This window comes from Streptomyces sp. NPDC111520 (assembly GCF_055635295.1).
The window spans coordinates 74,743-99,690 of record NZ_JBVKBW010000025.1; the positions used below are offsets into that span (position 1 = coordinate 74,743).

At 75.0% G+C, this 24,948-nt stretch carries 22 protein-coding genes; 10 read left to right on the forward strand and 12 right to left on the reverse strand.

Features of this window, described 5'->3' with window-relative positions:
* Nucleotides 1–35 precede the first annotated feature (35 nt).
* The 3 genes from ACZ7MY_RS37930 to ACZ7MY_RS37940 all read right to left on the reverse strand — a co-directional run bounded on the left by ACZ7MY_RS37930 (nt 36) and on the right by ACZ7MY_RS37940 (nt 2,542).
* Nucleotides 36–629: a malonic semialdehyde reductase gene (locus tag ACZ7MY_RS37930; protein ID WP_499609514.1), complete on the reverse strand. Its 594-nt coding sequence runs from the start codon at nt 627–629 to the stop codon at nt 36–38.
* A gap of 187 nt (nt 630–816) precedes the next feature.
* Entirely contained in the window at nt 817–1,644 is an 828-nt protein-coding gene (locus ACZ7MY_RS37935; protein WP_499609516.1) for an alpha/beta fold hydrolase, read from the reverse strand.
* A 163-nt stretch (nt 1,645–1,807) separates the two neighbouring features.
* Nucleotides 1,808–2,542 carry an SOS response-associated peptidase gene (locus ACZ7MY_RS37940; protein WP_499609518.1) on the reverse strand — a complete coding sequence of 245 codons (735 nt, stop codon included), beginning with the start codon at nt 2,540–2,542 and terminating at the stop codon, nt 1,808–1,810.
* Between the two features lie 98 nt (nt 2,543–2,640).
* Between ACZ7MY_RS37940 and ACZ7MY_RS37945 the strand changes: the two genes are divergently transcribed.
* The gene (locus ACZ7MY_RS37945) at nt 2,641–3,483 is read left to right on the forward strand and encodes an SDR family NAD(P)-dependent oxidoreductase (RefSeq protein ID WP_499609520.1); all 843 of its coding nucleotides are present in this window, start codon (nt 2,641–2,643) and stop codon (nt 3,481–3,483) included.
* A gap of 37 nt (nt 3,484–3,520) precedes the next feature.
* Here the strand turns inward: ACZ7MY_RS37945 and ACZ7MY_RS37950 are convergent, their stop codons facing one another.
* Nucleotides 3,521–4,117 carry a TetR/AcrR family transcriptional regulator gene (locus ACZ7MY_RS37950; RefSeq protein WP_499609523.1) on the reverse strand — a complete coding sequence of 199 codons (597 nt, stop codon included), beginning with the start codon at nt 4,115–4,117 and terminating at the stop codon, nt 3,521–3,523.
* A 206-nt stretch (nt 4,118–4,323) separates the two neighbouring features.
* On the opposite strand from ACZ7MY_RS37950, the gene ACZ7MY_RS37955 reads away from it, so the two are divergent.
* Both ACZ7MY_RS37955 and ACZ7MY_RS37960 read left to right on the forward strand, forming a co-directional pair.
* Entirely contained in the window at nt 4,324–5,244 is a 921-nt protein-coding gene (locus ACZ7MY_RS37955; protein WP_499609526.1) for an NAD(P)-dependent oxidoreductase, read from the forward strand.
* The gene (locus tag ACZ7MY_RS37960; protein ID WP_499609528.1) at nt 5,241–6,107 is read left to right on the forward strand and encodes an SCO6745 family protein; all 867 of its coding nucleotides are present in this window, start codon (nt 5,241–5,243) and stop codon (nt 6,105–6,107) included. Before ACZ7MY_RS37955 ends, ACZ7MY_RS37960 begins: the two co-directional genes overlap by 4 nt.
* Before the next feature lie 50 nt (nt 6,108–6,157).
* Here ACZ7MY_RS37960 and ACZ7MY_RS37965 read toward each other — a convergent pair whose 3' ends face one another.
* The 3 genes from ACZ7MY_RS37965 to ACZ7MY_RS37975 all read right to left on the reverse strand — a co-directional run bounded on the left by ACZ7MY_RS37965 (nt 6,158) and on the right by ACZ7MY_RS37975 (nt 8,560).
* Nucleotides 6,158–6,556 (reverse strand): SsgA family sporulation/cell division regulator, encoded by a 399-nt coding sequence (locus tag ACZ7MY_RS37965; RefSeq protein ID WP_499609531.1) that lies wholly within the window; start codon nt 6,554–6,556, stop codon nt 6,158–6,160.
* Between the two features lie 55 nt (nt 6,557–6,611).
* Nucleotides 6,612–7,106: an ATP-binding protein gene (locus ACZ7MY_RS37970; protein WP_499609533.1), complete on the reverse strand. Its 495-nt coding sequence runs from the start codon at nt 7,104–7,106 to the stop codon at nt 6,612–6,614.
* Between the two features lie 101 nt (nt 7,107–7,207).
* A complete protein-coding gene (locus ACZ7MY_RS37975; protein WP_499609536.1) occupies nt 7,208–8,560 on the reverse strand; it encodes a PP2C family protein-serine/threonine phosphatase in 1,353 nt (450 codons plus the stop codon).
* A gap of 316 nt (nt 8,561–8,876) precedes the next feature.
* Here ACZ7MY_RS37975 and ACZ7MY_RS37980 point away from each other — a divergent pair, with 316 nt between their 5' ends.
* Nucleotides 8,877–10,424: a GMC family oxidoreductase gene (locus ACZ7MY_RS37980; protein ID WP_499609539.1), complete on the forward strand. Its 1,548-nt coding sequence runs from the start codon at nt 8,877–8,879 to the stop codon at nt 10,422–10,424.
* Nucleotides 10,425–10,509: 85 nt separating this feature from the next.
* Here ACZ7MY_RS37980 and ACZ7MY_RS37985 read toward each other — a convergent pair whose 3' ends face one another.
* Together ACZ7MY_RS37985 and ACZ7MY_RS37990 are read right to left on the reverse strand one after the other, a co-directional pair.
* Nucleotides 10,510–13,260 (reverse strand): helix-turn-helix transcriptional regulator, encoded by a 2,751-nt coding sequence (locus ACZ7MY_RS37985; RefSeq protein ID WP_499609541.1) that lies wholly within the window; start codon nt 13,258–13,260, stop codon nt 10,510–10,512.
* Between the two features lie 98 nt (nt 13,261–13,358).
* Nucleotides 13,359–13,958, reverse strand: coding sequence for a TetR/AcrR family transcriptional regulator (locus tag ACZ7MY_RS37990; RefSeq protein ID WP_499609544.1), 600 nt, complete (start codon nt 13,956–13,958; stop codon nt 13,359–13,361).
* A 259-nt stretch (nt 13,959–14,217) separates the two neighbouring features.
* Here ACZ7MY_RS37990 and ACZ7MY_RS37995 point away from each other — a divergent pair, with 259 nt between their 5' ends.
* A complete protein-coding gene (locus ACZ7MY_RS37995; RefSeq protein ID WP_499609547.1) occupies nt 14,218–15,492 on the forward strand; it encodes an MFS transporter in 1,275 nt (424 codons plus the stop codon).
* A gap of 86 nt (nt 15,493–15,578) precedes the next feature.
* Here ACZ7MY_RS37995 and ACZ7MY_RS38000 read toward each other — a convergent pair whose 3' ends face one another.
* Nucleotides 15,579–16,031, reverse strand: coding sequence for a lipocalin-like domain-containing protein (locus ACZ7MY_RS38000; protein WP_499609549.1), 453 nt, complete (start codon nt 16,029–16,031; stop codon nt 15,579–15,581).
* A 94-nt stretch (nt 16,032–16,125) separates the two neighbouring features.
* On the opposite strand from ACZ7MY_RS38000, the gene ACZ7MY_RS38005 reads away from it, so the two are divergent.
* Both ACZ7MY_RS38005 and ACZ7MY_RS38010 read left to right on the forward strand, forming a co-directional pair.
* Nucleotides 16,126–16,755 (forward strand): cysteine hydrolase family protein, encoded by a 630-nt coding sequence (locus tag ACZ7MY_RS38005; RefSeq protein WP_499609551.1) that lies wholly within the window; start codon nt 16,126–16,128, stop codon nt 16,753–16,755.
* Nucleotide 16,756: 1 nt separating this feature from the next.
* On the forward strand, nt 16,757–18,334 hold the full coding sequence (locus tag ACZ7MY_RS38010; RefSeq protein ID WP_499609553.1) for an aldehyde dehydrogenase (NADP(+)): 1,578 nt from the start codon (nt 16,757–16,759) through the stop codon (nt 18,332–18,334).
* Between the two features lie 30 nt (nt 18,335–18,364).
* Here ACZ7MY_RS38010 and ACZ7MY_RS38015 read toward each other — a convergent pair whose 3' ends face one another.
* Together ACZ7MY_RS38015 and ACZ7MY_RS38020 are read right to left on the reverse strand one after the other, a co-directional pair.
* Entirely contained in the window at nt 18,365–21,013 is a 2,649-nt protein-coding gene (locus ACZ7MY_RS38015; protein ID WP_499609556.1) for a tetratricopeptide repeat protein, read from the reverse strand.
* Between the two features lie 63 nt (nt 21,014–21,076).
* Nucleotides 21,077–22,105, reverse strand: coding sequence for a terpene synthase family protein (locus ACZ7MY_RS38020; protein WP_499609559.1), 1,029 nt, complete (start codon nt 22,103–22,105; stop codon nt 21,077–21,079).
* Between the two features lie 279 nt (nt 22,106–22,384).
* Between ACZ7MY_RS38020 and ACZ7MY_RS38025 the strand changes: the two genes are divergently transcribed.
* The 3 genes from ACZ7MY_RS38025 to ACZ7MY_RS38035 all read left to right on the forward strand — a co-directional run bounded on the left by ACZ7MY_RS38025 (nt 22,385) and on the right by ACZ7MY_RS38035 (nt 24,769).
* The gene (locus tag ACZ7MY_RS38025) at nt 22,385–22,927 is read left to right on the forward strand and encodes a hypothetical protein (protein ID WP_499609561.1); all 543 of its coding nucleotides are present in this window, start codon (nt 22,385–22,387) and stop codon (nt 22,925–22,927) included.
* An 80-nt stretch (nt 22,928–23,007) separates the two neighbouring features.
* Nucleotides 23,008–23,790, forward strand: a complete 783-nt coding sequence (locus tag ACZ7MY_RS38030) for a class I SAM-dependent methyltransferase (RefSeq protein ID WP_499609564.1) — start codon at nt 23,008–23,010, stop codon at nt 23,788–23,790.
* A 19-nt stretch (nt 23,791–23,809) separates the two neighbouring features.
* Complete coding sequence (locus ACZ7MY_RS38035) at nt 23,810–24,769, forward strand: GNAT family N-acetyltransferase (protein WP_499609565.1); 960 nt, start codon at nt 23,810–23,812, stop codon at nt 24,767–24,769.
* Nucleotides 24,770–24,948: the final 179 nt, after the last annotated feature.

Here is a 24,948-nt window from a genome sequence, read left to right on the forward strand (position 1 = left end):
GTGGCGGCTGGTCCCGCCCGGGGCGACGGCCGACGTCAGACGGTGGTGACGACCTCGTCGTACGGCAGGCGCGGGCCGCGCTCGCGCCAGGCGTTCTCGCCCGGCTCGCCGATGTTGACCACGGCCAGCACGGAGTGGTCGCCGTCGGGGAAGAACTCCTTGTCGACCGCGTCCGCGTCGAAGCCGGTCATCGGGCCGGCGGCCAGTCCCGCCGCCCGCACGCCGAGGATGAAGTAGCCGACCTGCAACGCCGCGTTGAAGGCCGCCGACGCCTCGCGCACCGGGCGCTCGGCGAAGAGCACCTCCTTGGCCTGCGGGAAGGCCGGGAACTGAGCGGGCAGCTCCTCGTGGAACTCGTTGTCGGCGGCCAGGACCGCGACCAGCGGAGCCGCGGCGGTCTTCGCCCGGTTGCCCTCGTTCATGTGGCGCACCAGGCGCTCGCGGGCCTCGGGGGAACGCACCAGCACGATGCGCAGCGGCTGCTGGTTGTAGGCGGTGGGGGCGTACTTGACCAGGTCGTACACGGCCTGGACCTGCTCGTCGGTCACCGGCTCCCCGGTGAAGGCGTTGGCGGTGCGCGCCTCGCGGAAGAGGAGGTTCTGGGCGGCGGAGTCGAGCCGGAGGGTCATCGGGTACCTCTGGGACGGTCGGGGGCTGGGTCTACCGCGCCACCCGGACCCGGCCACGACGACGACGCCGGGCCGGGAGCGGGGGGCGCTTCCGGTAGTTCATGACCGGATGACCCCCCGGTCGTGTGACACCGTGTCCCGGCCCCGCCCCACGGCTCCGTGCGCCGGGAGCGGGTGCGCCGCCGGCTCAGCCGCCCGCGAACTCCAGCAGATCGGCGTTGAAGCGCTCGGCGAACTTCGGCACCATCGCCAGCCCGTGCGGGGCCCCCTCGTACACCTTGTAGACCGCTCCCTTGACGATCTTCGAGCTCTTGGCGCCGGCGGCCACGATGGGCACGATCTGGTCGTCGTCACCGTGGATGATCAGCGTCGGGACGTCGATCTTCTTGAGGTCCTCGGTCGTGTCCGTCTCGGAGAACGCCTTGACGCAGTCGTAGGCGCCCTTGATGCCCACCGACATGCTCCACAGCCAGAACTCGTCACGGGTCCCCTGGCTGACGGTCGAGCCGTCGCGGTTCGCGCCGTAGAACGGGGCGCTGAGGTCCCGGTAGTACTGGGACCTGTCCGTGGCCAGGCCCTCGCGGATCTCGTCGAAGACCTCCATCGGCAGGCCCTCGGGGTTGGCCTCCGTCTTCAGCATCAGCGGCGGGATCGCGCTCACCAGCACCGCCTTGGCGACCCGGCCCGTGCCGTGCCGCCCCATGTAGCGGGTGACCTCGCCGCCGCCGGTCGAGTGCCCGACGAGGATGATGTCGCGCAGGTCGAGTTCCTCGATCACAGCCGCCAGGTCGTCGGCGTAGGTGTCCAGGTCGTTGCCGTCCCACGGCTGGTCGGACCGCCCGCCGCCGCGGCGGTCGTGGGCGACGCCACGGAAACCGTGGTCCACCATCCACTTCATCTGCGGGTCCCAGGCGTCCGCGGTCAGCGGCCACCCGTGGGAGAACACGACGGGCCGGCCGGTCCCCCAGTCCTTGAAGAAGATCCGGGTCCCGTCCTTGGCTGTTGCGTAGGGCATGATCCTGAGGCCTCCTCGCTCCGGTGGGAACGCAGGGTTTCGGGTTTGCCCGCACTCGGGCCGGGCCGAGTACGCCGTTGCTCAAACCGTAACGTCGCGGCGAGGTCGCGGCGCGCCGAGACCGGCCGCGCGGCCTCCGGGGGCAGTGCCGGGGCGGCCCGGGTCAGGCGGGCGCGTCCAGCAGGTGGGGGCCGTTGTTGCGGACGCTGTTCACCGCCGTGCCGACGGGGCGGACGGCCAGGTGACCGTCGGCCGGCGCGGTCAGGAGCGCGCGCAGTTCGTCCGGGTCCTGGTGCTCGGGGTCGAGCCAGGCGTCGTAGTCGGCGGCCGCGATGGTCAGCGGCATCCGGGGGTGGACCCGGCCGGCGGCGTCGGTGGCCTCGGTGGTGATGATCGTGCACGTGGCCAGCCAGGCGCCCGGGTCGTCGTCGCCGGCGACCTCCTTGTTCCGCCACCACTCGTACAGTCCCGCGAAGGCCATGCCCTGGCCCTGCTGCTCGGGGCCGATGAAGTAGGGCTGCTTGTAGGCCTTGCGCTCCTCGGTGGCCGGGACGGGGACCCACTCGTAGAAGCCGTCGGCCGGCAGCAGGCAGCGGCGCCGGCTGAACGCCCGGCGGTAGGCCGGCTTCTCGTGGACCGTCTCCATCCGGGCGTTGATCATCCTGGACCCGACCGCGGGATCCTTGGCCCAGGACGGGACCAGCCCCCACCGCAGCGGCAGCAACCGCCGCTCCAGCGCGCCGGTCCCCCGGTCGACGCCCTCCAGGACCGACCAGACGCTGTCCGTCGGGGCGACGTTCCAGCTCGGCGCCACGAGGGCTTCCGGGTTCCATTCGGTGACCCGGAACTGCTGCACCAGGTCCTCGGGGCGTCGGGTGGAGACGTAACGGCCGCACATGCCCACCAGCCTCCCACGCTCCTCTGACAGCGGCCGGGGCCGCGCGGGCCGGGACGGTGGGGTCGAGGAAGACGGAGGGGGGTATTACGGTCGTAAACATGACAGAGTCACCCCAGAACCGGGCCCGTACCTGGCTGATCACCGGGGCGACGTCGGGGATCGGCCGTGAACTGGCCGCCCAGGCGCTCGACGCCGGGGAGAACGTCGCCGCGCTGGCCCGCAGTACCGCGTCGCTGGCCGAACTGCGGACGGCGCACCCGGACCGGTTGCTGCTGATCGACACGGACGTGCGCGACCAGGCGGCCGTGGCGGCCGCCGTCGCGCAGGCGGTGGACCGTTTCGGTGGCATCGACGTGGTCTCCAACAACGCGGGCTACGGCCTCTTCGGGGCGGTCGAGGAGGCCACCGACGAGCAGGCCCGCGCCATCTTCGACACGAACGTCTTCGGCGTGCTCAACGTGCTCCGGGCGGCCCTGCCGGTGCTGCGCGCCCAGCGGTCCGGCCACGTCTTCCAGGGCTCCTCGCTCTACGGGCAGAGCGCGCACTCCGGCGTCGGGCTCCTGGCGGCGACCAAGTACGCCGTCGAGGGCCTCTCGGACGCCCTCGCCGACGAGCTGGCCCCGCTCGGCATCAAGGTCACCATGGTCCAGCCCGGGCCCACCGCCACCGGGTTCCTCGGCAACCTGGACGTCGCGGCCGCCATCCCCGACTACGACCCCACCGTCCGCGAGGTCCAGAAGGCCATCGGCGCGCAGCCCGCGTCGGCCTTCGCGTCACCGGCACGCATCGCGGCGGGCATCCGGACGGCCGCCGCGAGCGACAGCCCGCCGCTGCGGCTGGCGCTCGGCGTCGCCGGCGCGGACGCGATGCGCAACGCCCTGAGCGCGCGCCTGGCCGAGCTGGACGCCTGGGCCGGGACCACCCGCGCGGTCGACGCCTGACGGCTGCCGTCACGCCACGGGCCGGCGGCCCGCCGGTTCAGCCGCGCGGTGCGACGGAGGCGTCCAGCAGCGGGCCGAGTTCGCGGGTGACGGCGGTGAGGGCGCGTACGTCGCGTTCCGCCCTGGCGATGACGACGGCACCCTCGATGGCGCTGATCATCAGCGTCGCCAGCGACGGTGCCCGCCCGGCCGGCACGCCCATCCCCTCCAGCGCCCCGGCGACGGGCCCGGTCCAGGTCGCGAAGGCGGCGGCCGCCGCGGAACGGGTGGCGTCGGAGGTCCCGGCGCAGTCCACGGTGGCCGCGGCGACCGGGCAGCCGGCGTCGTAGCCGGAGGTCAGGAACTCGTCCGTCCACTGGCCGACCATGGCGGCGAACAGCCCCGCGGGGGTGGGCTCGGGCAGGGCGGCGAGGAAGCGGGCCACACGGTTGCCGGCGTAGCGGCCGGCCCAGCCGACGGCCTCGTTGACCAACTGCTCCTTGCCGCCGGGGAAGTAGTACTGCAGCGAACCCCGGGGCGCCCCCGCGTGGGTGGCGACGTCGCGCATGCCCGTCGCCGTGACGCCGCCGCGGCGGATGAGCTGCGCGGCGCTGAAGACCATGCGCTCGCGCGGACCCCGCTCCGAACCGGTCATTCGCCGACCTCCCGCCCTCTGCCCTTCCGTCCGCCCGCGCCCGGGGTGGCGGCCGTGCCCGGTGCGCGTCAGCCTAGCGACGCGCGTCGCGCACGGGGGCCGGCGGCCGGCGCCACGGGTCTATTATGACGGCTGTCATAGCGCTTATGACAGCCGTCATAACGCGCGGGTCGATCGGCCGGACGGGCCGGGGACGGCGGTGGGCAGTGACGGACGTGGGTTTCATCGGCCTGGGGATCATGGGGCAGCCCATGGCGCTCCGGCTGGCCGGCTCGGGGACGCGGCTCGTGGTCTGGAACCGTACGGCCGCCCGGTGCGCCCCGCTGCGCGCGGCCGGGGCCGAGGTGGCCGACGGGCCCGGCGCGGTGTTCGACCGGGCCCGCGTGGTGGTCCTGATGCTCGCCGACGGCGCCGCCGTCGACGCCGTCCTGGGCCGCGGCACCCCGGACTTCGCGGCCCGGGTCGCCGGGCACGTCGTCGTGCACATGGGGACCACCTCGCCCGCGTACTCGCATGGCCTGGAGGCCGCCGTGCGCGCGGCGGGCGGCCGCTACGTCGAGGCTCCGGTCTCCGGCTCCCGCAAGCCGGCGGAGGCGGGGCAGCTCGTGACGATGCTCGCCGGTGACCCGGAGGCGGTGGAGGAGGTGCGGCCGCTGCTCGCCCCGGTGTGCCGGGAGTCGTTCGTCTGCGGTCCGGTGCCCGGGGCGCTGCTGATGAAGCTCTCGGTGAACCTCTTCCTGATCACGATGGTCACCGGGCTCACCGAGGCCTTCCACTTCGCGGAACGGCAGGGCCTGGACACCGGGCAGTTCCTCGACGTCCTGGACGCCGGGCCGATGGCCAGCGCGGTGTCGCGGATGAAGGCACCGAAACTGCGGGAGCGCGACTTCTCCGCGCAGGCCGCCGCGGCGGACGTGCTGCACAACAACCGCCTCATCGCCGAGGCGGCCCGGGCGTCCGGCCTGGCCTCGCCGCTGCTGGACGTATGCCACGCCCTCTTCGGCGAGACCGTGGAACAGGGCGGCGGACGTGCGGACATGGTGGCCGTCCTGCGGGCGATCGAGGCCAGGACGGACCTCTCCGGCGACCTGGTCGCCGACGTGCCGCAGGGAGGTGGCCGGCGATGAGCGCGACCCTCACGCCGGCGGAGGCCGCCGCCACCGCCCGGCGCGTCTGGCGGCTCGCCGAACCGGTGCACGCCGTCACCTACTTCGCGCCCGAGGCGCGCGCCGCGTACGAGGAGGCGGGGCTGCGCGGCTACTGGCGCGGGTACTTCGCAGGTCGCGCGGCGCCCCTCGGCCCGGTCGGCCCGGAACCCGTCGTGGCCGCCTTCTTCGGCTTCGCGCCCGGCATGGTGGCCCGCGCCCTGCCCGGCGTCTGGGCTCTCGCGCCGCCCGAGCGCGCCCTGGAGGCGCGGCGGCGCGGGGCGGGCGCCGCGTTGCGGCGGCTGCTGGCGGGGCGGGAGGCCGCGGTGGCGGAGGCGGTGGAGCTGCTGCGTCCGGTGACCGGCGGACTCGACATCGCGGGCCGCGTGCTCGCCGCCGCGAACCTGGCGCTCCCCTCCCCCGGCGACCCGGTCGACGCCCTGTGGCACCAGGCCACCCTGCTGCGCGAGCATCGCGGCGACGGCCATGTCGCGGCGCTCGTCGCCGCGGGCCTGGACGGGTGCGAGGCGCTGGTCCTGCGCACGGGCATCGACCTGCCGCGTACGGAACTGCAGCCGCACCGCGGGTGGACCGACGGGGAGTGGGCCGCCGCGGCGGCCCGCCTCGCCGCCCGCGGCCTGCTCGGCGCGGACGGGTCCGCGACGGTCGCGGGGTGGGAGGCGCACCGGGAACTGGAGGAGGCCACCGACCGCGCCGCCGGGCGGCCGTGGGAGGCGTCGGCCCCGGAGGCCGTCGAACGGCTCGCCACGGTGCTGTCCGCCGTGGCGCGGGCCTGCGCGGTGGCGCTGCCGTACCCGAACCCGATGGGCGTGCCCGCGCCCTGAGGGGTGCCGCGAGGCGACAGCGGCCTGGCTCGGACCGGCGGCAGCCGGCCTCAGGCCGACAGCAACCCGGCGATGCAGGCGTCCCAGTTGATGCGGGTGCCCTCGGTGCCCGGCGGGACGAGTCGCGCGGTCGCAGCCAGGAAACCGGCGAGCTCGCCCGTGGCGATCTGCAGCACGGCCGTGCCGCCGGGGCCGGCGAGGGTGATCAGGGTGTGGGCGTGGTCGCCGGGTTCGACGTGGACGTCGCCGTCCCCGGCGGAGGCCGCGAGCCCGGCCAGCAGCAGCTCACGGGAAAGCACCCACTCCGCCTCGTCGGCACCGCCCGGGCCGAAGCGCATGCGGACGGTGTAGGGGTCGTCGGCCCGGTACTCGCATTCCGCCGACAGATCGAGGAACCGCCGGGTCCCGGTGATCAGCCGCAGGGACAGGTGCTCGGTGAGTGCTCGCATGGACGCCCCCTCGTGGGCCCGGTTCGGCCGCGTCGCCGCCCGGCCCGGTTGCCGTTCAGCAGCATGTCGTTGCCCTGCGCTTGCCCCCGGACGCGCGGTCCGGGCCGGGGCGACGGGGAAGATTTCGTGAAGGCTCGGCGAGCTCGCCACCGGGCGGCGTGAAGCAGGCCGTGATCGTCTTGCCGTTCGTCCGGGTCCGGGCGTGGAAGTGGTCCGCGACGGCGTTCACCAGCGCCAGTCCGCGCCCTCCGGTGGCGGTCCACTCGGGGAGCCGCACGACGGGCACCTGGTGGTCGGCGTCGTGGACGCTCACGTGCAGGCGGCTGCCGTCCCAGGTGAGGACGAGGTCGGCGGCGCTGTGCGCGTGGACGTGGGCGTTGGTCACCAGTTCCGACACCGTGAGCAGCACGTCGTCGACCGTGCCGGGGGCGTGCGCCGTCCAGTCGAGGGTGGCCAGGTGCTCACGCGTCCAGTGCCGGCCGGCGCGCGCCCCGCCCGACGCCGGGAAGGACCTCGCCCAGCCGACCGCCTTCATGGAACCGCCGGTCATCGGAGTCCTCCCTCCGCCACGGGATGCGGCGACGCCGTCCCGGTCGGGGCTCCTGCCCCAGGGGCAGGGTGGGCGAAACGGCGGTTCACCCGGGTGCCCGCTCAGGAGTGCCGGTCCGGCGCCATGACGTCGGCCGCGCCAGGGAGTTCACCGCCGATCGCGGGCACCGGGGGCAGGGCTCCGTCCGTCGCGCGCTGCGGCAGCGGCACGCCGGCGACGGCCGCCGCGCGTTCGGTGCTGTCCGGGGAGCACCCCAGCCATGCGCAGAACAGGACCGTCGCGTCGTCCTGGAACTCGCCCACCTGGTGGTCCGACACCCGGCGCATCAGACGGCACAGGGTCTCGGGCAGCGGCAGCCGGTCGGCGTGGTGGCGGATGAGGAAGTCGAGGAACCCGGTGAGGCCGAACTCCCCGCCGGTGACGGTACGCGCCTCCGGGATGCCGTCGGTGTACATCACCAGGCGGTCGCCCGGCTCCAGTTGCTCGCGGCACACCTGCGGTGCCACGCCCAGTCCCAGGCCCATGGGGTCGCCGGGCGAGCAGGCGAGTTCGGCGACCCAGCGGCCGCCGCGGATGAGGATCGGCGGGTGGTGGCCGCGGTTGACCCATTCGAAGAGGCCGGTGCCGGTGTCGAGGCGGGCGACGACGCCGGTGGCGTAGCGCGTCCCGTCGAACTGCTCGATCACCGCCCGCTCGATCTCCTCGGTGATCTCGACCAGGTCCGCCTTGCGGCGGCGCGCGTTGCGGCTGGCGCCCATGGCGAGGCTCGCGGTCAGTCCGGCCGCGGTGTCGTGCCCCATCGCGTCGAAGATCGACAGGTGGACCACCGGCCCGTCGAGCGCGTAGTCGAAGGCGTCGCCCCCCACCCGGTAGGCGGGTTCCAGCGCCGCGGAGATGACCACCCGGCCGTCCGAGTACGAGCGCGGCGGCAGCAGGCGCCACTGCATCTCGGCGGCCACGTTCATCGCCTCGGTGCGCACCGTGCGGGCGTACACGTCGCTGTAGTCGCGCTTGGCGGTGACGATGAGGGCCACCGCGTCGGCCAGCGACTGCACGTCCTCGCGGGTGCGCAAGTCGTCGCCCTCGGTCGTCACGCGGAGCAGGCCCAGCCGTTCCGAACCGCCCAGCAGCGGCACCCACCAGCGGCACTTGCCGGGACAGGAGGAGACGGCGGGGAGCAGCCGGCCGTACTGGAAGGCGCGGCCGGGCACCGTGCCCTCGATCCTCAGCTCGGCGCTGTGGTTGCGCCGGCACTCGTCCGCGCCGTCCTCGGCGAGGTTGCGCAGCACGTGGCGCTGGAGGTCGGCGAGGTAGATCGTCACATGGTCGAGGCCGGCCGGCACTGCGTGCTCGGCCACCTTGGCCGGCAGCTGCTCCAGAGGCATCAGGTGGCTGTCGGCCAGCAGGCCCGCCAGCATCCGGTGGCTGAGCCGATCCCTGTCCTGAACCGTCACCCTGCGCTCCTCGCCGCCCGCCGGCGGAGCCGGTGTTCCGGCGACCGCGCCCGGGCCGGGTGGCCCCCGTCCTGAACCCCTCCCATCGTACGCACACCGGTCACAAGGGATGTAACGGGCAGATCCCTGCGGTCACGGCCTTCGGCAGGGTGCGCCGCGTGCGCCCGATGACGTACGGCGGTACGGATGGCGGGGCGCCCCGCGGAGCGCCGTTACGTAGCTTGACGGACGCCTTTCGTCGGCTTTCGCCCTAGTTTTTGCTGTGTCCGCGGCCGAGGACCGGGCGACCGCGGACGCGTCGACACGGAGGTCTGCGATGACGGCTTACGACTACATCGTCGTCGGTGGCGGGAGCGCGGGGTGCGTGCTCGCCGCACGTCTCTCCGAGGACGGGCGGTTCCGGGTGCTGCTCCTGGAGGCGGGGCCGGCCCGGGCCGCGACGGGCTCGGCCGCGTGGTGGACGCGATCGGTCGGCAGCGGCATGGACTGGGGCGACCGGACGGTGGCGCAGCGCGGGGCGGGCCGTGCCGTGCTGCCGTACCCGCGTGGGAAGGCGCTCGGCGGATCGAGCAGCATCAACGCCATGGTCCACCTGCGGGGGCACCGGACCGGCTACGACGCGTGGGAGCGGGCGGGCGCGACCGGCTGGAACTTCGACACCCTGCTGCCCTATCTGCGGCGCAGCGAGCGGGCGGCGGGCCGTGACCCGGCGTTCCGCGGCACCGAGGGGCCCATGCGGGTGGCGCCTGCGCACCGGGTCCATCCGCTGTCCCCCGCGTGTCTGAGCGCCGTACAGGCGGCGGGGCACCCCATCAGCACCGACCTCAACGGCCGCCACCAGCAGGGCGGCGGCTGGCTGGACCTGAACATCGTCGACGGGGCCCTGCAGAGCGCCGCCGACGCCTATCTGCGGCCGGTGCTGCACCGGCCGGGCCTGACCGTGGTCACCGGGGCGCAGGTGCACCGGCTGCTGGTGCACCACGGGCAGTGCACGGGCGTGGAGTACCGCCGGGACGGCGTCGTCGAACGGGCGGGGGCGGAGCGCGAGGTCGTCCTCGCCGCCGGTGCGGTCGGTTCACCGCACCTGCTCATGCTGTCGGGGATCGGCCCCGCCGACGAACTGCGGACGCACGGCATCGGCGTCGAGGCGGACCTCCGCGAGGTCGGCGGAAATCTGCACGACCATCCGGTCACCGTCGTCAACTTCTCCGCCTCCCGCGAGGTACCCGCCCCGACGGGGCCCGCGTTCGACGCCGCCGCCGCGCTGTGCAGCACGCACGCGGACACCGCCCCCGACATCCAGCTGCTGTTCCTGTGCGCGCCCTATGTGCCGCCGACGATGGGGGGTGCGGAGAACGGCTACAGCTTCGTGGTGGGCCTGATGACGCCCCGCAGCCGCGGCTCGGTCCGCCTGGCCGGAGCGGACCCCCGGAGCGCGCCGCTGGTCGACCCGAACTTCCTCTCCTCGCGTTCCGACGTCGAGCGCCTGATCAGGGGGGTGCGCATGGCCCAGGAGATCGGCAGCGAGCAGGTGCTGAACGTATGGCGCAAGGAGGAGGTCCTGCCGGGGCCGACCGCCTTCAGCCACGGGCTCCTGGAGGACTACGTGCGGCGCAGCGTCGGCAGCTTCTTCCACCCGGGCGGCACCTGCCGCATGGGGTCCGACGACCACGCCGTCGTCGATCCGGAGCTCCGGGTGAACGGTGTGTCGGGGCTGCGGGTCGCGGACGCCTCCGTGATGCCGTCCCCGGTGTCGGCGCACCCGAACGCGACCGTGCTGGCCGTCGCGGAACGGGCGGCCGACCTCATCAGGGGCGACATGGAGGACGGGGCCGGCGGCGCGGCGGAACGTGCCGCCGCGTGATCCGTGCCGCGGCCGGGCTCGGGGGCCCCGGTGCCTCGGGGGCCCCGGTGGCTCGGAGTCCCCGGTGGCTCGGAGTCCTGGGGGCTCAGGACCCCGGGGGGAAGAAGCGGGCCAGCCGGCTGCGTGAGGTGACGCCGAGCTTGGGGAAGATCCGCGACATGTGGGTGCTGACGGTGCGGTGGGAGACGTAGAGCCGCGCGCCGATCTCCTTGTTGGACAGCCCCTCCGCGGCCAGCATCGCGATCTGCAGTTCCTGCGGGGTGAGCCGGTCGGCGGCGCGGGGCGAGCGCTGCCGGGTGGTCTCGCCGGTGGCCTCCAGCTCCTGCCGCGCCCGCCGGCTCCACGCCGCCGCTCCCAGGTCGTCGAAGGCGTCCCGGGCGGCCCTCAGCGGGGCCCGGGACTCCAGCACGCGGCGCTGCCTGCGCAGCCACTCGCCGTACGCGAGCCGCAGGCGCGCCCGTTCCAGGGACCAGCCCGTGAGGTCGGCGTCCAGGGCGGAGGCGAAGGCGGCCTCGCCCTCGTCCCCGTGGGCGAGCACCGCCCGGGCGTGACGGGCGGCCAGCCGCACGCGGGCTGCGGGCGTCCGGCCGGCCAGCGGTGCGAGACGTTCCAGCACCGCTCGCGCGTCGTCCTTCTCGCCGCAGTGCGCGGCGGCCTCGGCGAGGTCGCCCAGGGTCCACAGGGCCGTCATCACATGGTGCCCGGCGTCGGCGGGGTCGGCGAGCCAGCGCAACTGGGCGTAGGCCTCGGCGTGTTCACCGCTGCAGGACAGCGCCGTGCCGCGGGCCATGCGCACCGTCGCGTGCAGGAGGGGCGAGTTCAGGCGGACGGCGATGGTCCGGGCCTGCCCGATCAGCCGGTGGGCGGTCGCGGCGTCGTCGCGCAGGGCGGCGACGCAGCCGAGCACGGTGAGCGCAGTGGCCTCCCATTCGGGCTGGCCGGTCTCCCGGGCGAGCCTGCGCGCCTCGTCCGCGTCCAGGCGTGCCGGATCGCAGCGGCCCGTGGCCGCACGTCCCGAGGCGCGCAGGGCCAGCGCCTCCACGAGCGACGCCAGCCGCCCCTGGTGGCGGAGGCGTTCGACGGCGGCGGTGAGGAAGGGGTCCGCGCGTTCCGGCGACCCGACGCACCACAGCGCGCGGGCCGTGGTGTGCAGCGCCGCGGAGTCGTCCGTCCGGTCGGCCACGGCACGGGCGGCGTCCAGCACCGCGGCGGCGCGCTCGACGGGCGCGGCGTGCGCGGCTATCAGCAGCATGGCGGCGCACGCCGTGTCGCAGCGGCCGTCCCGTTCGGCGGCCAGACGGTCAGCGGCGCGAAGGACCTCCTCGTGCAGCGCGGACTCCCCGTTGCCCCGGTAGAGGTGGGCGGCGGCGGCACCCGTGAGCCGGACCGACAGGGCCGTCTCGCCGTCGGCGCGCATGCGTTCGGCGGTGCGGAGCAGCGTGCGCACGGCGACCGGCTCCCGGCCTCCGCAGATGATCAGGGACTCCGAGATCCACAGCAGGCGGGCGGTGTCCTTGGGCGTCAGCTCCAGCCGCTCGGTGATGCGCACCAGGCGGCGGACGAGGTCGCGGCGGCCGAGGCCGACGGCCAGTTCCGCGCTGCGCAGCACGAGGTCGGCCTGACGGCCGGCGTCGGCGAAGGCGGCGGCGTGCTCGAAGGCGTGCACGGCCGCGACGACGGCGCCCCGCCGCAGCGCCCGTTCCCCGCACCGTTCCAGCCCCTCGGCGACGGCCCCGTCCGGGGGAACGGTGGACGCGGCCAGGTGCCACACGGCGCGGTCGGGCCGGGCGGCGTGGACCGTGGCGAGCGCGGCGTGCACGGCGTTGCGCTGCGTGACGGAGGCAGCCTGGTGGATCGCGGAGCGCACCAGGGGATGCCGGAAGCGCACGGTGTCCCGGTCGGCGCGGACGAGCCCTGCGTCCACGGCCGGTTCGAGGCCGTCGACGGTGACGGGGCCGCCGGTCGCGGTGGCGGCGGCGGCCAGGACGTCACCGGTGGCCCCCTCGGTGTCGAGGGCGGCGGCCAGCAGCAGGGTGCGGGTCGTCTCCGGCAGGTCCAGGATGCGGGTCTCGAAGGCGCGTTGCAGATTGGCGGTCAGCGGCAGCCAGCGCGGGATGACCGCGACGGACTCCAGTCCCCCGGCGGCCAGGGGGAGTTCGACCAGGGCCAGCGGATTGCCGTCGGCCTCCTCCAGCAGCCGTGCGCGGACGAAGGGGGCGAGCGCCGGCGCGCCGGCGTCCAGCAGCCGCGCGGCGTGGTCGGCGTCGAGCCGGCTCACCGTCAGTTCCCCGACGCCTTCCCACAGCGGCGGCTCCGTCTCGCCCTGGGTGGCGGCGGCCAGCAGCACGACGGGGTCCGAGGACAGCCGGCGGGCGACGAAGGCGAGCAGGTCGCTGGTGGACCGGTCGAGCCACTGGACGTCGTCGACGAGCAGGAGCAGCGGCCGGTCGGCGGCGCACTCCGCGAGGAGGTCGAGCACGGCGAGGGCGATGCGGAAGGGCTCGGGGCGGCCGACGTCGCGCAGGCCGACCGCAGCGAGCAGCGTCTCGCGCTGCTGCCCGGGGAGGCGGCCGGTGTCCTGGAGCACCGGGCGCAGCAGTTGGTGGAGCCCCGCGAACGGCAGGTGGGACTCGGCCTGCACACCGGCCAGGGCGAGCACCCGCCGTCCCTGCTCGGCCGCCCGGTCCTGGGCGAGGGCCAGCAGCGTGGTCTTGCCGATCCCGACCTCGCCCCGCAGCACCAATGCGCCGCCGTGGCCGTCCACGGGGCGCAGTAGGGCCTCGATCGCCTCGGTCTCGGCCTGCCGGCCGACCAGGGAGGGGATCCGTGTCGCCATGGTCCGCCCTCGCGGCTTCCCGGTACTCGTACACTCACCACCGTACAAGGGGATGAAAGGGTTCATTCCCACCGGGCCGCCGGGGGCGGGGGGTGCGGTCAGACCTCGGCCGGTGCGGGCGCGGGCGCGTCCGCGTCCTTCAGACGTCCGGCGACCATGGTCAGGATCTCGTCGGAGAGCCCGGGGTCGGCGACCGCGCGCGAGATCAGCATCGCGCCGACGAGGGCGCTGAGGGTGACCATGGCGTCGGCCTGGGCGGCTTCGGGGTCGTCGCCCTGCGCCGCCTCACCGATGAGTTCGAGGTAGTTGCGGACCTGCTGCTCGTAGGCCTCCTTCAGCGCCTCGTCGCCGCGACCGGCGGCGGCGCCGAGGGTCACCAGGCCGCAGCCGGTACCGGGGGCGTCCCGGTGGCGGGCGCTGAGGTAGGCGTCGATGAGGCCCGAGCGGGGCGCCTCGGGGTCCCTTCGGGCGGCCGCGGCCATCTTGTCCTCGCCGTCGGCCAGGGCCAGCGCGGCGGCCTGGCCGATCAGGTCGTCGCGCGACGTGAAGTGCTTGTAGAAGCCGCCGTGGGTGAGCCCGGCCTCCTGCATGAGGTCCGCGACGCCGGGGCGCGCCATGCCCTCCTCGCGGATCCGGCGGGCGGCGATCCGCAGGACCTTCTCACGCGACTCGGCCTTCGCTGCCTGCGAGTGACCCATCGCCTGACCTCCCGGGTGTAGGTCGGACCGGACCGACCCATGTGGATGACGGACATCATACACCGCCCCACCGGAACGCCCCGGCGGCCGCACCCGGGGCCCGCACGGCCCCGCACGGGCCTTTGACATGCAGGATGACACGCATCATCCTGTTTGTGAGGATGACGTCAATCATCCAGGACCGCACCCGGCGCCAGCCTCCACCGGAGCAGGCCCCGCCACCGCTCCCCTCCCGCCCGCGAACCCTCCGCGAGGACCCATGACCACCGCAGCAACCCGGCCGGACGTCAAGCGGGGAACCCTCCCCGTCTTCGCCACGGCGACGGCGATCACGGTCGCCAACATCTACTTCACCCAGCCCCTCCTCGACCAGATCGCCCGGGGCTTCGGCATCTCCGCCTCCGCCGCGGGCCTCGTGGCCACGGCGGGGCAGATCGGCTACGCGCTGGGCATCGTGGCCGTCGTCCCGCTCGCCGACCGGGCCCGGCTGCGCCGGCTGTCCCGGGTCCTGCTGGCGGTGACCGCCGTCGCGCTCCTCGCGGGTGCCGCGGCGCCATCCGTCGCCCTGCTGGGCATGGCGACCCTCGTCCTGTCGGCGAGCACGGTGCTCCCGCAGGTGATCATGCCGACGGTCGCATCCATGGCCGCCCCGGGCCAGGCCGGACGGGTCCTCGGGGCGGTCGGCACGGGGCTGACGATGGGCGCCCTGCTCTCGCGCACCGCCTCCGGGCTCATCGCGGAGGCCGCGGGCACCTGGCGGGCCGGCTTCCTGGTCGCGGCGGCGGCCACGGCCGCGCTGCTGCTGGTCCTCCCCCGCTACATGCCGGCCGGGCGGCCCGACGGGGCCGCGGCCTCCGGCGGCTACGGACGGCTGCTGGCCTCGCTCCCCCGGCTGCTCGTGGACCACGCCCCCCTGCGCCTGTCGGCCGCGCTGGGTGCGACGCTCTTCGCCTCCTTCTCCGCCTTCTGGTCCACGCTCGCCTTCCACCTCACCGCACCGCCGATCGGGCTGGGCCCGGCCGTGGTCGGCCTCTTCGGCCTGTGCAGCGTTCCGGGCGCACTCGCCGCCCGCTACTCGGGACGGCTCACCGACCGCTGGGGCCCGCTCGCGGTCAACGCCCTCTCCGCCGTCTCGGCGGTGGCGGCCTTCGTCCTCTTCGGGGCCGCGGGGCGGTCGCTCGTCGTCCTCGCCGTCGGCTGCAACCTCCTCGGCTACGGGGTGACCAGCGGCCAGATAGCCAACCAGGCCCGCATCTTCACCGCGGCACCGGCGATCCGGGGACGGCTCAACACGGTGTACATGTTCGCGGTCTTCGCCGGCGGCGCCGTCGGTTCGGCCGTCGCCGGCGTGCTCTTCTCGGCCCGCGGCTGGCACGGCGTAGTGGCGGGCGGTCTGGGCTTCCTGCTCCTCGCGGGCCTGACACTCGCCCGGTACGGCCTGCGCGCCCGCCGTACCGGCACCCGTCCGGGTGACGACGCCCGGCCCGGCGGGACGGACGCGGACAGCGCCGCGGCTCCCGCCGTACGCGCGTAGTCGCCTCCCGTACACGGACGCGGAGCGCGGGCCATGGCGCCCGCGCTCCGCGTCCGCGTACGGGGGTCGCGCACCGGGGACGGCCGCTACCGCCCCGCGCGCTCCCAGGTCAGGACGCCCGTGCGGAGCGCGCCCCAGATCCTGCCGGGGCCGGGCAGACTCAGCCGCAGCCGGCGTCCTGCCAGGTCGGCGATCCGCGTCTGGGAACCGCCCACCCAGTTGGGGAACAGGCTCATCTCGACGTGGTGCACGACCGTGTCCGCCGCCGGGACCTCGAAGGTGCCGGCGTACGCGAGGTAGCCCGCGGCCGCCGCGGCCAGTTCCCCGGGCAGCCCCTCCTCCAGCCGCCCGTGGCGGAACTCCGGGCGCCCGGCCCGCATGATCTGGGCCGCCATGCACCCGTCCGGGCCGTAGGTGAGCAGGCCCCGGGGCCGCGGCCCGAAGGGCTCGACGACCTCTCCGGTCACGACGTCGGTGGCCTCGTAGGACACCAGGCGCCAGCCGCCGGTCAGGGATGCGCGCAGTTCGTCAGGGGTCATCTCGGTACCTCGCCGTCGTTCCTTGACTTACAGGATGACGAGAGTAATCCTGATTGAGGATGATGCAAATAATCCAGATGGGAAGGGACCCGTCATGACCGACACCTACGACCCCACGCGCACGGCGATCCTGCTGGTCGACCCCTACAACGACTTCCTGTCCGAGGGCGGCAAGGTCTGGCCCGTACTGGAGCCCGTCGCCACCGAGGTCGGCCTGCTCGGCAACCTCCGCGCCGTCGTCGGCGCGGGGCGCGCCGCCGGCCAGAAGGTCTTCTTCGTCCCCCACCGCCGCTGGCAGGAGGGCGACTACGAGGACTGGCAGCACCCCAACCCGACGCACCGCCTCATCCAGGAGCGGCACACCTTCGCCCTCGGCACCTGGGGCGGCGAGTTCCACCCCGACTTCCGGCCCGCTGAGGGGGACGTGGTCGTCCAGGAGCACTGGTCGCAGAGCGGGTTCGCCAACACCGACCTGGACTTCCGGCTCAAGCAGCAGGGCATCACGCACGTGGTCGTCGTCGGGCTGCTCGCCAACACCTGCATCGAGTCCACCGGCCGCTACGCCATGGAGCTCGGCTACCACGTCACGCTCGTCCGCGACGCCACCGCGGCCTACCGCCCCGAGATGATGCACGCCGCCCACGAGCTCAACGGCCCCACCTACGCCCACTCCATCACCACCACCGCCGACCTGCTGAAGACCCTGGGGAACGGAGACCACTGACATGCGACTGACCGGAGAGATGTCCATAGGCGCGTCGTCCGTCCCCGCGTCCGAGGGCACGATGAAGGCGCTCGACCCGGCGACCGGCGAACCGCTCGGACCGGAGTTCGCGCTCGGCGGGGCGGCCGAGGTCGACCGCGCGGCGCGACTTGCCGACGAGGCGTACGACAGCTACAACCGCACCGGCCTCACGGAGCGCGCCGCGTTCCTCGAACTCATCGCGGACCGGCTGGAGGGGATCAAGGGCGAACTGGCCGAGCGGGCGGCCCTGGAGACGGGTCTGCCGGCCGCACAACTGGAGGCGGAGGCGGTCAAGTCCGCGGGGCAGTTCCGGCAGTTCGCCGACGTGGTCCGGCAGGGCCGCTTCCGGCAGGCCGCCGTCGACCCGGCCCAGCCGGAGCGCCGGCCGAGGCCGCGCACGGACCACCGCATGCAGAGGATCGCGATCGGTCCGGTGGCGGTCTTCGGCGCCAGCAACTTCCCGATCTCGTACTCGGTCGCGGGCGGCGACACCGCCGCCGCGCTCGCCGCGGGCTGCCCGGTGATCCTCAAGGCCCACAACGCCCACCCCGGCGCCTCGGAGCTGCAGGGGCGCGTCATCCAGGGCGCCGTCGCCGACTCCGGGCTGCACGAAGGCGTGTTCTCGATGGTCCGCGGAGCCGGCAACGCGATCGGCGAGGCCCTGGTGGACCACCCGCTGGTCAAGGCGGTCACCTTCACCGGCTCCGAGGGCGGCGGAATGGCCCTGTACCGGCGGGCGCAACTGCGTCCCGACCCGATCCCGGTCTTCGCCGAGATGACCAGCGTCAACCCGACCTTCGTCCTCCCCGCGGCCCTGGCGGCGCGCGGCAACGAGATCGGCGACGGCTTCGCCGAGCGCATGCTCGTGAACGTCGGCCAGGCCTGCCTGAAGCCGGCCGTGCTGCTGGCCGTCGACGGCCCGGGGTACGCCGAGATGCGCGAGGCGGCCGCGGCGCGGGTGGGCGCCATGGGCGCGCGGACGATGCTCACCCCCGGCATCCACGACGCGTACGGCCGCGGGGCGCAGCGCCTGCGTGACTCGGGTGCCGCGACCGTGGCGGTGGGCCCGGAGGCCGAGGGCGCGTTCGAGGGCCGCGCACAGCTGCTCGAGGTCGACGGCGACCGGTTCCTGGCCGAACCCACGCTGGCCGAGGAGGTCTTCGGGCCGGCCGCGCTCCTCGTCCGGCTGAGCGGCACGGAGCAGATGACCGAGGTGGCCCGGAGCTTCCGCGGCCAGCTGTCGGCGACGATGCACCTCGAGGAGGAGGACCACCCGCAGGCCGCCCGCCTGCTGCCGGTCCTCGAGCGCCGTACCGGCCGGATCGTGGTGAACGCCTTCGCCCACCCGCAGGAGGTCGGCCACGCCACCGTCCACGGCGGCCCGTTCCCGGCGACCACCGACAGCCGGTTCACCTCCGTCGGCATGAGCGCGATCGAGCGCTTCCTGCGGCCCGTCACCTACCAGGGCTTCCCCGAGGCCCTGCTCCCCGAGGCGCTGGCCCCGGACAACCCGCTCGGGCTGTGGCGGCTGGTCGACGGGCACGTCACCCGCGACTGACCGTGCGCCGAGCGCGGGGGCGCGGCGCGGTCACGGGAAGCGGGCCAGCTCCTCCCGGGTCCTGGCGATCCAGGGGTGCTCCTCGCCGAGGTGGCGCACACGGTCCTGGAGGACCTGGCGCAGCAGCCGGGCGGCGCGCGCGGCGTCGCCCGACGCGCCCACCGAACAGGCGTGGGCGTTGCGGCTGTTGAGGGTGGACGGATGGTCGTCGCCGAGGACGCGGGTGCGGTCCTGGACGAGGATCTCCAGCAGCGCCGCCGCCTCCCCGTGGCGGCCGGCGGCGGCCAGGCAGCGGGCGTGGCCGCCGCGGGCGGTGAGCGTCTGCGGGTGGTCCTCGCCCAGCCGTTCGCGGCAGTCGTCGACGAGCCGCTCGCAGCGGCCGGCGGCCTCGGCCGTACGGCCCGCCCGCAGGACGCAGCGGGCGTGGGCGGCGCGGACCGCGAACAACTGCGGGTGCCCGGCGTCGAGGATCTGGCCGCTCTCGGTCAACAGCGCTTCCAGGAGCCGTACGGCCTCCTCCGCCGCCCCGGCCTCGCTGAGGAACACCGCCTGGTAGCGCCGCCAGAGCAGCGGGATGGGGCTGTCCGGGCCGTGGGCGCCGGCTCCGCGGCCGTCCTGGATCAGGGCGTCGAGCAGGGCCGCCGCACGGCCGGGGTCGCCTGCTTCGCCCAGGAACCGGGCCCGGCCGTGGCGGACGGCGAGGGTGTCCGGGTGGAGCGGGTCGAGGACCTTCAGGCAGTCCTGCAGGAGTTCCTCGAAGAGCCCCGCGGCCCGCGCGGCGTGCCCCGCCTCGCCGAGGAAGTGGGCGTGGTGGCGGCGGTTGTTGAGGGTGTAGGGGTGGTACGGGCCCTGTGTCCGGGTCCGGTCGGCGACCAGGCTGTCGAAGAGCCGGGCGGCCTGTCCCGGGCGGCCGGCGTCGCCGAGCAGGTAGGCGTAGCCGTAGCGGCTGCTGAGGGTGTGCGGGTGGTCCGCGCCCAGCAGACGGGTCCGGTCGGCGAGCACGGACTGGAACTCGGCGACCGCCTCGTCGAGCCGTCCCGTCTCTCCGAGGAACAGCGCGAGGTTGTTGCGGCTGTTGAGGGTGTGGGAGTGGTCGCGGCCGAGCACACGCGTACGGTCCGCGATGACACCGCGCAGCAGGCCGACGGCCTCCGCGGGGTGGCCGGCCATGCCCCGGTAGCGTGCGTGGGAGTTGCGGTTCTCCAGCGTCTCCCTGGCGTCGGGGCCGCCGCGTCCCTCGGCCTCCTCGACCAGTTCGCGGTAGAGGTCCGCGGCGCGCCGCGGGTCGCCCGCCTCCCCCACGCAGGTGGCGTACCACTGACGCGGCAGCTGACCGGGGTCGGCGCCGGCCTTGTCGAAGGCGGCCATGGCGTGGTGCAGGTCGCCGCGCTGGTAGGCGGTCGCGCCGATGTCCAGGGCGCGCACCGGGTCCGCGTGGTCGATGAGGATCTCCCACACCTCGTCCGGGATGCGCGGCGGGGGCACCTGCTCGTCCAGCGTCTGGTGCAGGTAGTCGAAGGCGAGGTACGCGCCGTCGTCGCGGGGCAGCAGGAGGCTGGAGGTGGCGTGCAGGGGGTCGGTGGCCCAGCTCAGCGCCTCCTCCCAGGACTCCGGCCGGAGGCTGCTGCCGCCGTGCAGTTCGAGGTGGATCTCGTGGAGGCGGCGCAGGACGTCCTCCGGAAGCGGCCGGTGGTGCCCGGCGCGCCGCGCGTCCACGGCACCGGCCACCAGGGCGGCGGCCCGCGGGCGGGTCCCGGCCGCCCAGGCGTTGCGGAAGTCGTCGAGCAACTGGGGCGCCGCGGCGAGGTACTCGGCCACCCCGCGGCTGCCGGTCCGGGCGCCGTTGACGGCGGCCCTGATCCTCGGGTCGTCGGTGTGGTGCTGGGCCCGGGCCAGCTCCGCCTCGCTCCAGGTGCGGTCGACCCGCACGACGGAGGCCAGCCGCAGCACCTCGCGGCCCGAGCGCAGGACGTCGCCGCCGGGCTCGTCGTCGGCGGCGGAGCGGGCGCCGAAGCGGATGTGCTGGCGGGCGCTCATGGTCGCCACCACGGCGACCCGGCCCGATCCGGCGTCGAGCAGCCGCTGCACATGACCTGCCCTCAGCCCACCCGCGCCGAGGTAGTTCTCCAGGTCGTCCAGCCACACCACGGCCCGGTGCCACCGGGACACCGGGTCGACGAGCGCGACCATCGCCTCGCGGCTGTCCGGGACGACCAGCCGGTGGCGCGGGAAGTGCTTGCGCACCACCTCGTACGCCAGGCGGGTCTTGCCCGCCGTGGAGTCCCCCACCAGCAGCAGGAAGCCCCGGCCGCCGCTCAGCACCGCCTCCGCCTGCGGCATCGCGTCACGGCCGACGAACACCGGGACGCGGCCGAAGCCCGCCGTCCCGCCGCCGCCCGGCGCGGCTGGGTGGACGCCGAGACCGATGGGGTCGGCCACGTCCGCGACCAGCGGGGCCGTGCCGCGCCGGGAGATCCGCAGCAGGCCGGGCAGTGCGCGCCGGCGGCCGGCCGTCTGCTCCAGCGCCCGGCTTCCCGAGGCGGCCGCGGTCTCGGTCGCCGCCCCGGCCACCGCCCCCGGCGGGCCGAGCAGTACGGTCAGCGCGGGCCGGGCCAGCCCCGCGAGCATCCTGAGCAGCCAGCCCGCCGCGCCCGCGGTGCGGCCCCTCCCGGCAGCCATCGCGTACTCCCCCCGTTCCCCCGGTACTTCCCTGCCGTGGTGCATTCCCGGTGGCGCCGCGGGCTATCCCCCCGGGGCGCGGTAGCGGTCGGAGGCGTACGAGAAGTCGAGGAAACCGCGGGCCCAGGCGTGGATGCCGTCCGCGTACTGGCAGACCGCCGCGAGTTGGGCCGGACTGAGGTCGCCGGCGAGGGCTGTGGCGTACAGGTCGCGCGTCGCGGTGCGCAGGGCGGCGACGCGGCGGGCGTGCCACAGCCGCGTCTGCTCGACGGCCTCGTCCAGCGTCAGGCCGTGGTGCCGGCGCAGGACGAGGACCAGGTTGGTGGTCTCCCCCGAGCGCAGCTCCTTCTCCACCGAGAACAGGTCGTTGGTCCAGCCGATGACGTCGGCGGCGGCCTCGCGCAGCGCGCGGCAGGCCGGCGAGTACCAGACCGCCGCGGGCAGTTCCGACTCCTGGGCGTACTCGATGAGGTCGAAGCACCAGCCGGTCGCACCGGAGACCCGCCGCCAGGCGACGTACGCCTCGGGGGTGGGCACCTCGTGGCCGGCCCGGATCCGGATCGAGTCCTGGTTGGTACGGATCCAGGCGGCCAGGTGGCGGCGGAAGCGGTCGCCCCAGGCGGGCCCCATGACGGCGGTCACGCGTGGCACCACCTCCGCGAGGACGCGGACGGCCGGCGGCGCCGACGCGGGTACGGCGCGCGCCCAGCCGCCGACGGCACGTGCCATGGCGTCGAGTCGGCCGCCGGTGCCCGTGACCGGGCCGCTGTCGCTGTCGTCGTCGACGGCGAACATCCACAGCGTCAGCCGGGCCAGCTCCGTCAGGCGGGCCGGAGCCGCCCACGGCCACACGTGCCCGGCCATGGCGACCTGCCGTTCCCGGCCGGCCTGACCCGAGGTCGGCGCCGAGAGCAGGCCGGCGCGCCGGGCCCACGCCATGACCTGCGGCTCCACCTGCCCCAGGGCGGGATTGAGCCGTGACGGGCCCGGTACGTGGACGGGCCCCCCGGCCCGCTCCCGTACCGTCCCGCGGCTGTGCGCGGCCCGTCCTCCCGGGCCGTCGACACGGACGAACGCAGACGTCTTTCCCACCGGGATCCCCCCTTCCCGGGCCGTCGGCGACCCGGGCAAGGACGACGAGTTCCAGCCATCCCCGTCCCGGTTCCTACCCCGCGTCCGGCCACCGGACGCCACGAACGGGCACGTGCCGTCAGAAACCGTCACAGTCGGGCGAATGAGGCGGGAACCCTTTCCGTCCCCGTCGCGTCATGATCCGGGCGGGCACCGGACGTCCGTCGCTCCTTCACGTCGCGTCCATGTCCACATCACCGTTCATCTCCAAGTCCACCGACACCTTCACCGAGGAGAGAAGTGCACAGACAACGCCGCCCGTACTCCGCCGCCGTGGCCGCCGCGCTCCTGGCCGCCCTGCTGGGCGCTTGCGGAAGCCCGGACTCGGGCGCCGTGGCCGGATCCAGGCCGTCGGCCGCCGCTTCCGCCGGGACGCCCACCGCGGTCGCGAAGGCGGACCCGCCCGTCACGGGGAGGCTGGACGACCACCGGCACGTGGCGCGCAGGACGACCACCGGGCGGCGCCCGCACATGGTGCAGCGGTGCACCGACCGCACGCGGCAGGTGCGGCACACGTCCTCGAGCGGTTCCGGCAAGCGCAAGTCGACCCGGACCTGGTACACCACCGAGCACTACAAGGACTGCCGGAAGGTCCAGCAGGGCACCGAGTCCTACAGCCGCGTGGTGTCGGCGGAGCGCTGGTGCGTGGAGCTGGACGACGTCGGCGGCGACCGTACCCGCGACGACGTCTGGTACAAGGTCGACTCCGCCACCTATCGCACGGCCGCCGGCTCCGAGGAGGGCACCCCGATGTCCTTCACCCCTCTGGCGAGCGGCTGCTGAGGCCCCGGGGCGACGCGGGACGGCGGGCGCGGGCGTAATACGGGTGCGCCGCGTCGGGTGCGTCTGCCATCCTCGCGCCCATGTCCACGTTCCGTGATCTCCTCGCAGAGGGGGAGGCCGTCCCGACCGAGGGCTGGGACTTCTCCTGGTTCACCGGCCGCGCCACCGAGCAGCGCCCTTCCTGGGGCTACGCCCGGCTGCTCGCCGAGCGGGCCGCGCGGGCCGGGGCCGTGCTCGACATCCAGACCGGCGGCGGGGAGGTCCTGGCGACCGTGCCCACCGCCCCGCCGGTGGTCGCGGCCACGGAGTCGTGGCCGCCCAACCTGGAGATCGCGCGCCGCAACCTGGCGTCCTTGGGCGCCACCGTCGTGGAGGCCGGGGACTCGGCCGACCTCCCCTTCCCCGACGGCCGCTTCGACCTCGTCGTCAGCCGCCACCCGGTGGTGACCCGCTGGGACGAGGTGCGCAGGGTGCTGCGCCCCGCGGGCACCTACCTGTCCCAGCAGGTCGGCGCGGGCTCGGTGCGCGAGCTGACGGACTACCTGATGGGGCCGCGACCGGTCGCCGCGCACGCGACCCCTGACCCCTTCACGACCACCGCCGGCTCCAGCCCGGCGGAGGCCGCCGCCCACGCCGAGGCGGCGGGCCTGGAGGTCGTGGACCTGCGCCAGGAGGCACTGCGCATGGAGTTCCACGACATCGCCGCCGTGGTCCACTTCCTGCGCAAGGTCATCTGGATCGTGCCGGGCTTCACGGTGGACGCCTACCGCGAGCGGCTCGCCGAGCTGCACGGCTTCATGGAACGGCACGGACCCTTCGTGGCGTACTCGCAGCGCTATCTGATCGAGGCCCGCAAGGGCTGACCACGGGAAGCAGACACCGGTGAACGCACCGACGACCAGGCCGTTCGCGGCGTCCGACCTCGACGCCGCGGCCGGCCTCCTCGCCGCCCGCCACCGTCGCGACCTCGCCCGCGAAGCGGCACTCGGCCCCGGTTTCGCCGAACCGGCCGCCTGCGCGGCCCTGCTGCGGGACGCCTGGGAACGGGCCGCCCGCGGCGCGGTCGCGGAGACGGCGGACGGCACGCCCGCCGGGTACCTCCTCGCCGTGCCCGGCGACGACGTCCGCGGACGGCACATGTGGACGGGTCCCGGACACTACGCGGCACGCGACGAGGGCGTACTGCGTGAGCTGTACGCGGGCCTGTCCGGCCCGTGGCTGCGCGAGGGGCGGCTGCACCACTACGCCGTCGCGGCCCCCGACGACCTGCCGGCCTGGCTCTCGCAGTGCTTCGCCTACGAGCAGGTCCACGCCGTGACGGACCTGGCGGCCGGGGCGGGCCGCTTCCACGAGGACGTACGGGCCGCCGGGCCGAAGGACCTCGCCGCGCTGGAGCCGCTGTTCGGCCTGATCGCCGACGCGCACACGGGCCCGCCGGTCTTCGCCTTCGTCGAGCCGTCCTTTTACGAGGGCCTGCGCCCGGGCCACGCGGAGCTGCTGGCGGACCCGGCCGTGGCGTACTGGCTCGCCGAAGGGCCGGAGGGGGTACGGGGCTTCTGCGTCATGCGGCCCGTGCCCGACGACGAGGTGTCGCTGACGGCACCGCGCGGTTCCGTCGAACTGCTCCTCGCCGCGACCGTTCCCGAGTGCCGGGGCAGCGGGGTGGGGCGCCGGCTCACCGAGCACGCCTTCGCGGACGCGGCCCGGCGCGGGTTCCGCGTGTGCGTGACGGACTGGCGGGCGGCGAACCCGCTCTCGTCGGCGTTCTGGCCGCGCCGCGGCTTCCGTCCCGTCGCCCACCGTCTGCACCGCCTCCTCGACCCGCGGCTCGCGGCGGGCTGAGGCGGGCTGAGCCGGGCCCTCTCCCGCGCATCGCGTGCCGGGCGCCCGACGGCGCGCGCCGGCCCGCGACACGGCGGGGGACGTCCTAGGTGTATTGACCCGCAGCGTTGTTGACGCGGCTGATCGGGGGCTTGCCTCCGAGTGCGGTGTGGCAGCGGTGGTGGTTGTAGGTGTGGAGG

What these genes read in the sequence shown, in the direction of transcription:
- ACZ7MY_RS37935 (WP_499609516.1), bottom strand. Translation starts at nt 1,644, where the DNA reads ATGCCCTACGCAACAGCCAAGGACGGGACCCGGATCTTCTTCAAGGAC.
- ACZ7MY_RS37960 (WP_499609528.1), top strand. Translation starts at nt 5,241, where the DNA reads ATGAGCGCGACCCTCACGCCGGCGGAGGCCGCCGCCACCGCCCGGCGC.
- ACZ7MY_RS37940 (WP_499609518.1), bottom strand. Translation starts at nt 2,542, where the DNA reads ATGTGCGGCCGTTACGTCTCCACCCGACGCCCCGAGGACCTGGTGCAG.
- ACZ7MY_RS37995 (WP_499609547.1), top strand. Translation starts at nt 14,218, where the DNA reads ATGACCACCGCAGCAACCCGGCCGGACGTCAAGCGGGGAACCCTCCCC.
- ACZ7MY_RS37950 (WP_499609523.1), bottom strand. Translation starts at nt 4,117, where the DNA reads ATGACCGGTTCGGAGCGGGGTCCGCGCGAGCGCATGGTCTTCAGCGCC.
- ACZ7MY_RS37945 (WP_499609520.1), top strand. Translation starts at nt 2,641, where the DNA reads ATGACAGAGTCACCCCAGAACCGGGCCCGTACCTGGCTGATCACCGGG.
- ACZ7MY_RS38030 (WP_499609564.1), top strand. Translation starts at nt 23,008, where the DNA reads ATGTCCACGTTCCGTGATCTCCTCGCAGAGGGGGAGGCCGTCCCGACC.
- ACZ7MY_RS37970 (WP_499609533.1), bottom strand. Translation starts at nt 7,106, where the DNA reads ATGACCGGCGGTTCCATGAAGGCGGTCGGCTGGGCGAGGTCCTTCCCG.
- ACZ7MY_RS38005 (WP_499609551.1), top strand. Translation starts at nt 16,126, where the DNA reads ATGACCGACACCTACGACCCCACGCGCACGGCGATCCTGCTGGTCGAC.
- ACZ7MY_RS38000 (WP_499609549.1), bottom strand. Translation starts at nt 16,031, where the DNA reads ATGACCCCTGACGAACTGCGCGCATCCCTGACCGGCGGCTGGCGCCTG.
- ACZ7MY_RS37930 (WP_499609514.1), bottom strand. Translation starts at nt 629, where the DNA reads ATGACCCTCCGGCTCGACTCCGCCGCCCAGAACCTCCTCTTCCGCGAG.
- ACZ7MY_RS37980 (WP_499609539.1), top strand. Translation starts at nt 8,877, where the DNA reads ATGACGGCTTACGACTACATCGTCGTCGGTGGCGGGAGCGCGGGGTGC.
- ACZ7MY_RS37965 (WP_499609531.1), bottom strand. Translation starts at nt 6,556, where the DNA reads ATGCGAGCACTCACCGAGCACCTGTCCCTGCGGCTGATCACCGGGACC.
- ACZ7MY_RS38010 (WP_499609553.1), top strand. Translation starts at nt 16,757, where the DNA reads ATGCGACTGACCGGAGAGATGTCCATAGGCGCGTCGTCCGTCCCCGCG.
- ACZ7MY_RS37985 (WP_499609541.1), bottom strand. Translation starts at nt 13,260, where the DNA reads ATGGCGACACGGATCCCCTCCCTGGTCGGCCGGCAGGCCGAGACCGAG.
- ACZ7MY_RS38015 (WP_499609556.1), bottom strand. Translation starts at nt 21,013, where the DNA reads ATGGCTGCCGGGAGGGGCCGCACCGCGGGCGCGGCGGGCTGGCTGCTC.
- ACZ7MY_RS37990 (WP_499609544.1), bottom strand. Translation starts at nt 13,958, where the DNA reads ATGGGTCACTCGCAGGCAGCGAAGGCCGAGTCGCGTGAGAAGGTCCTG.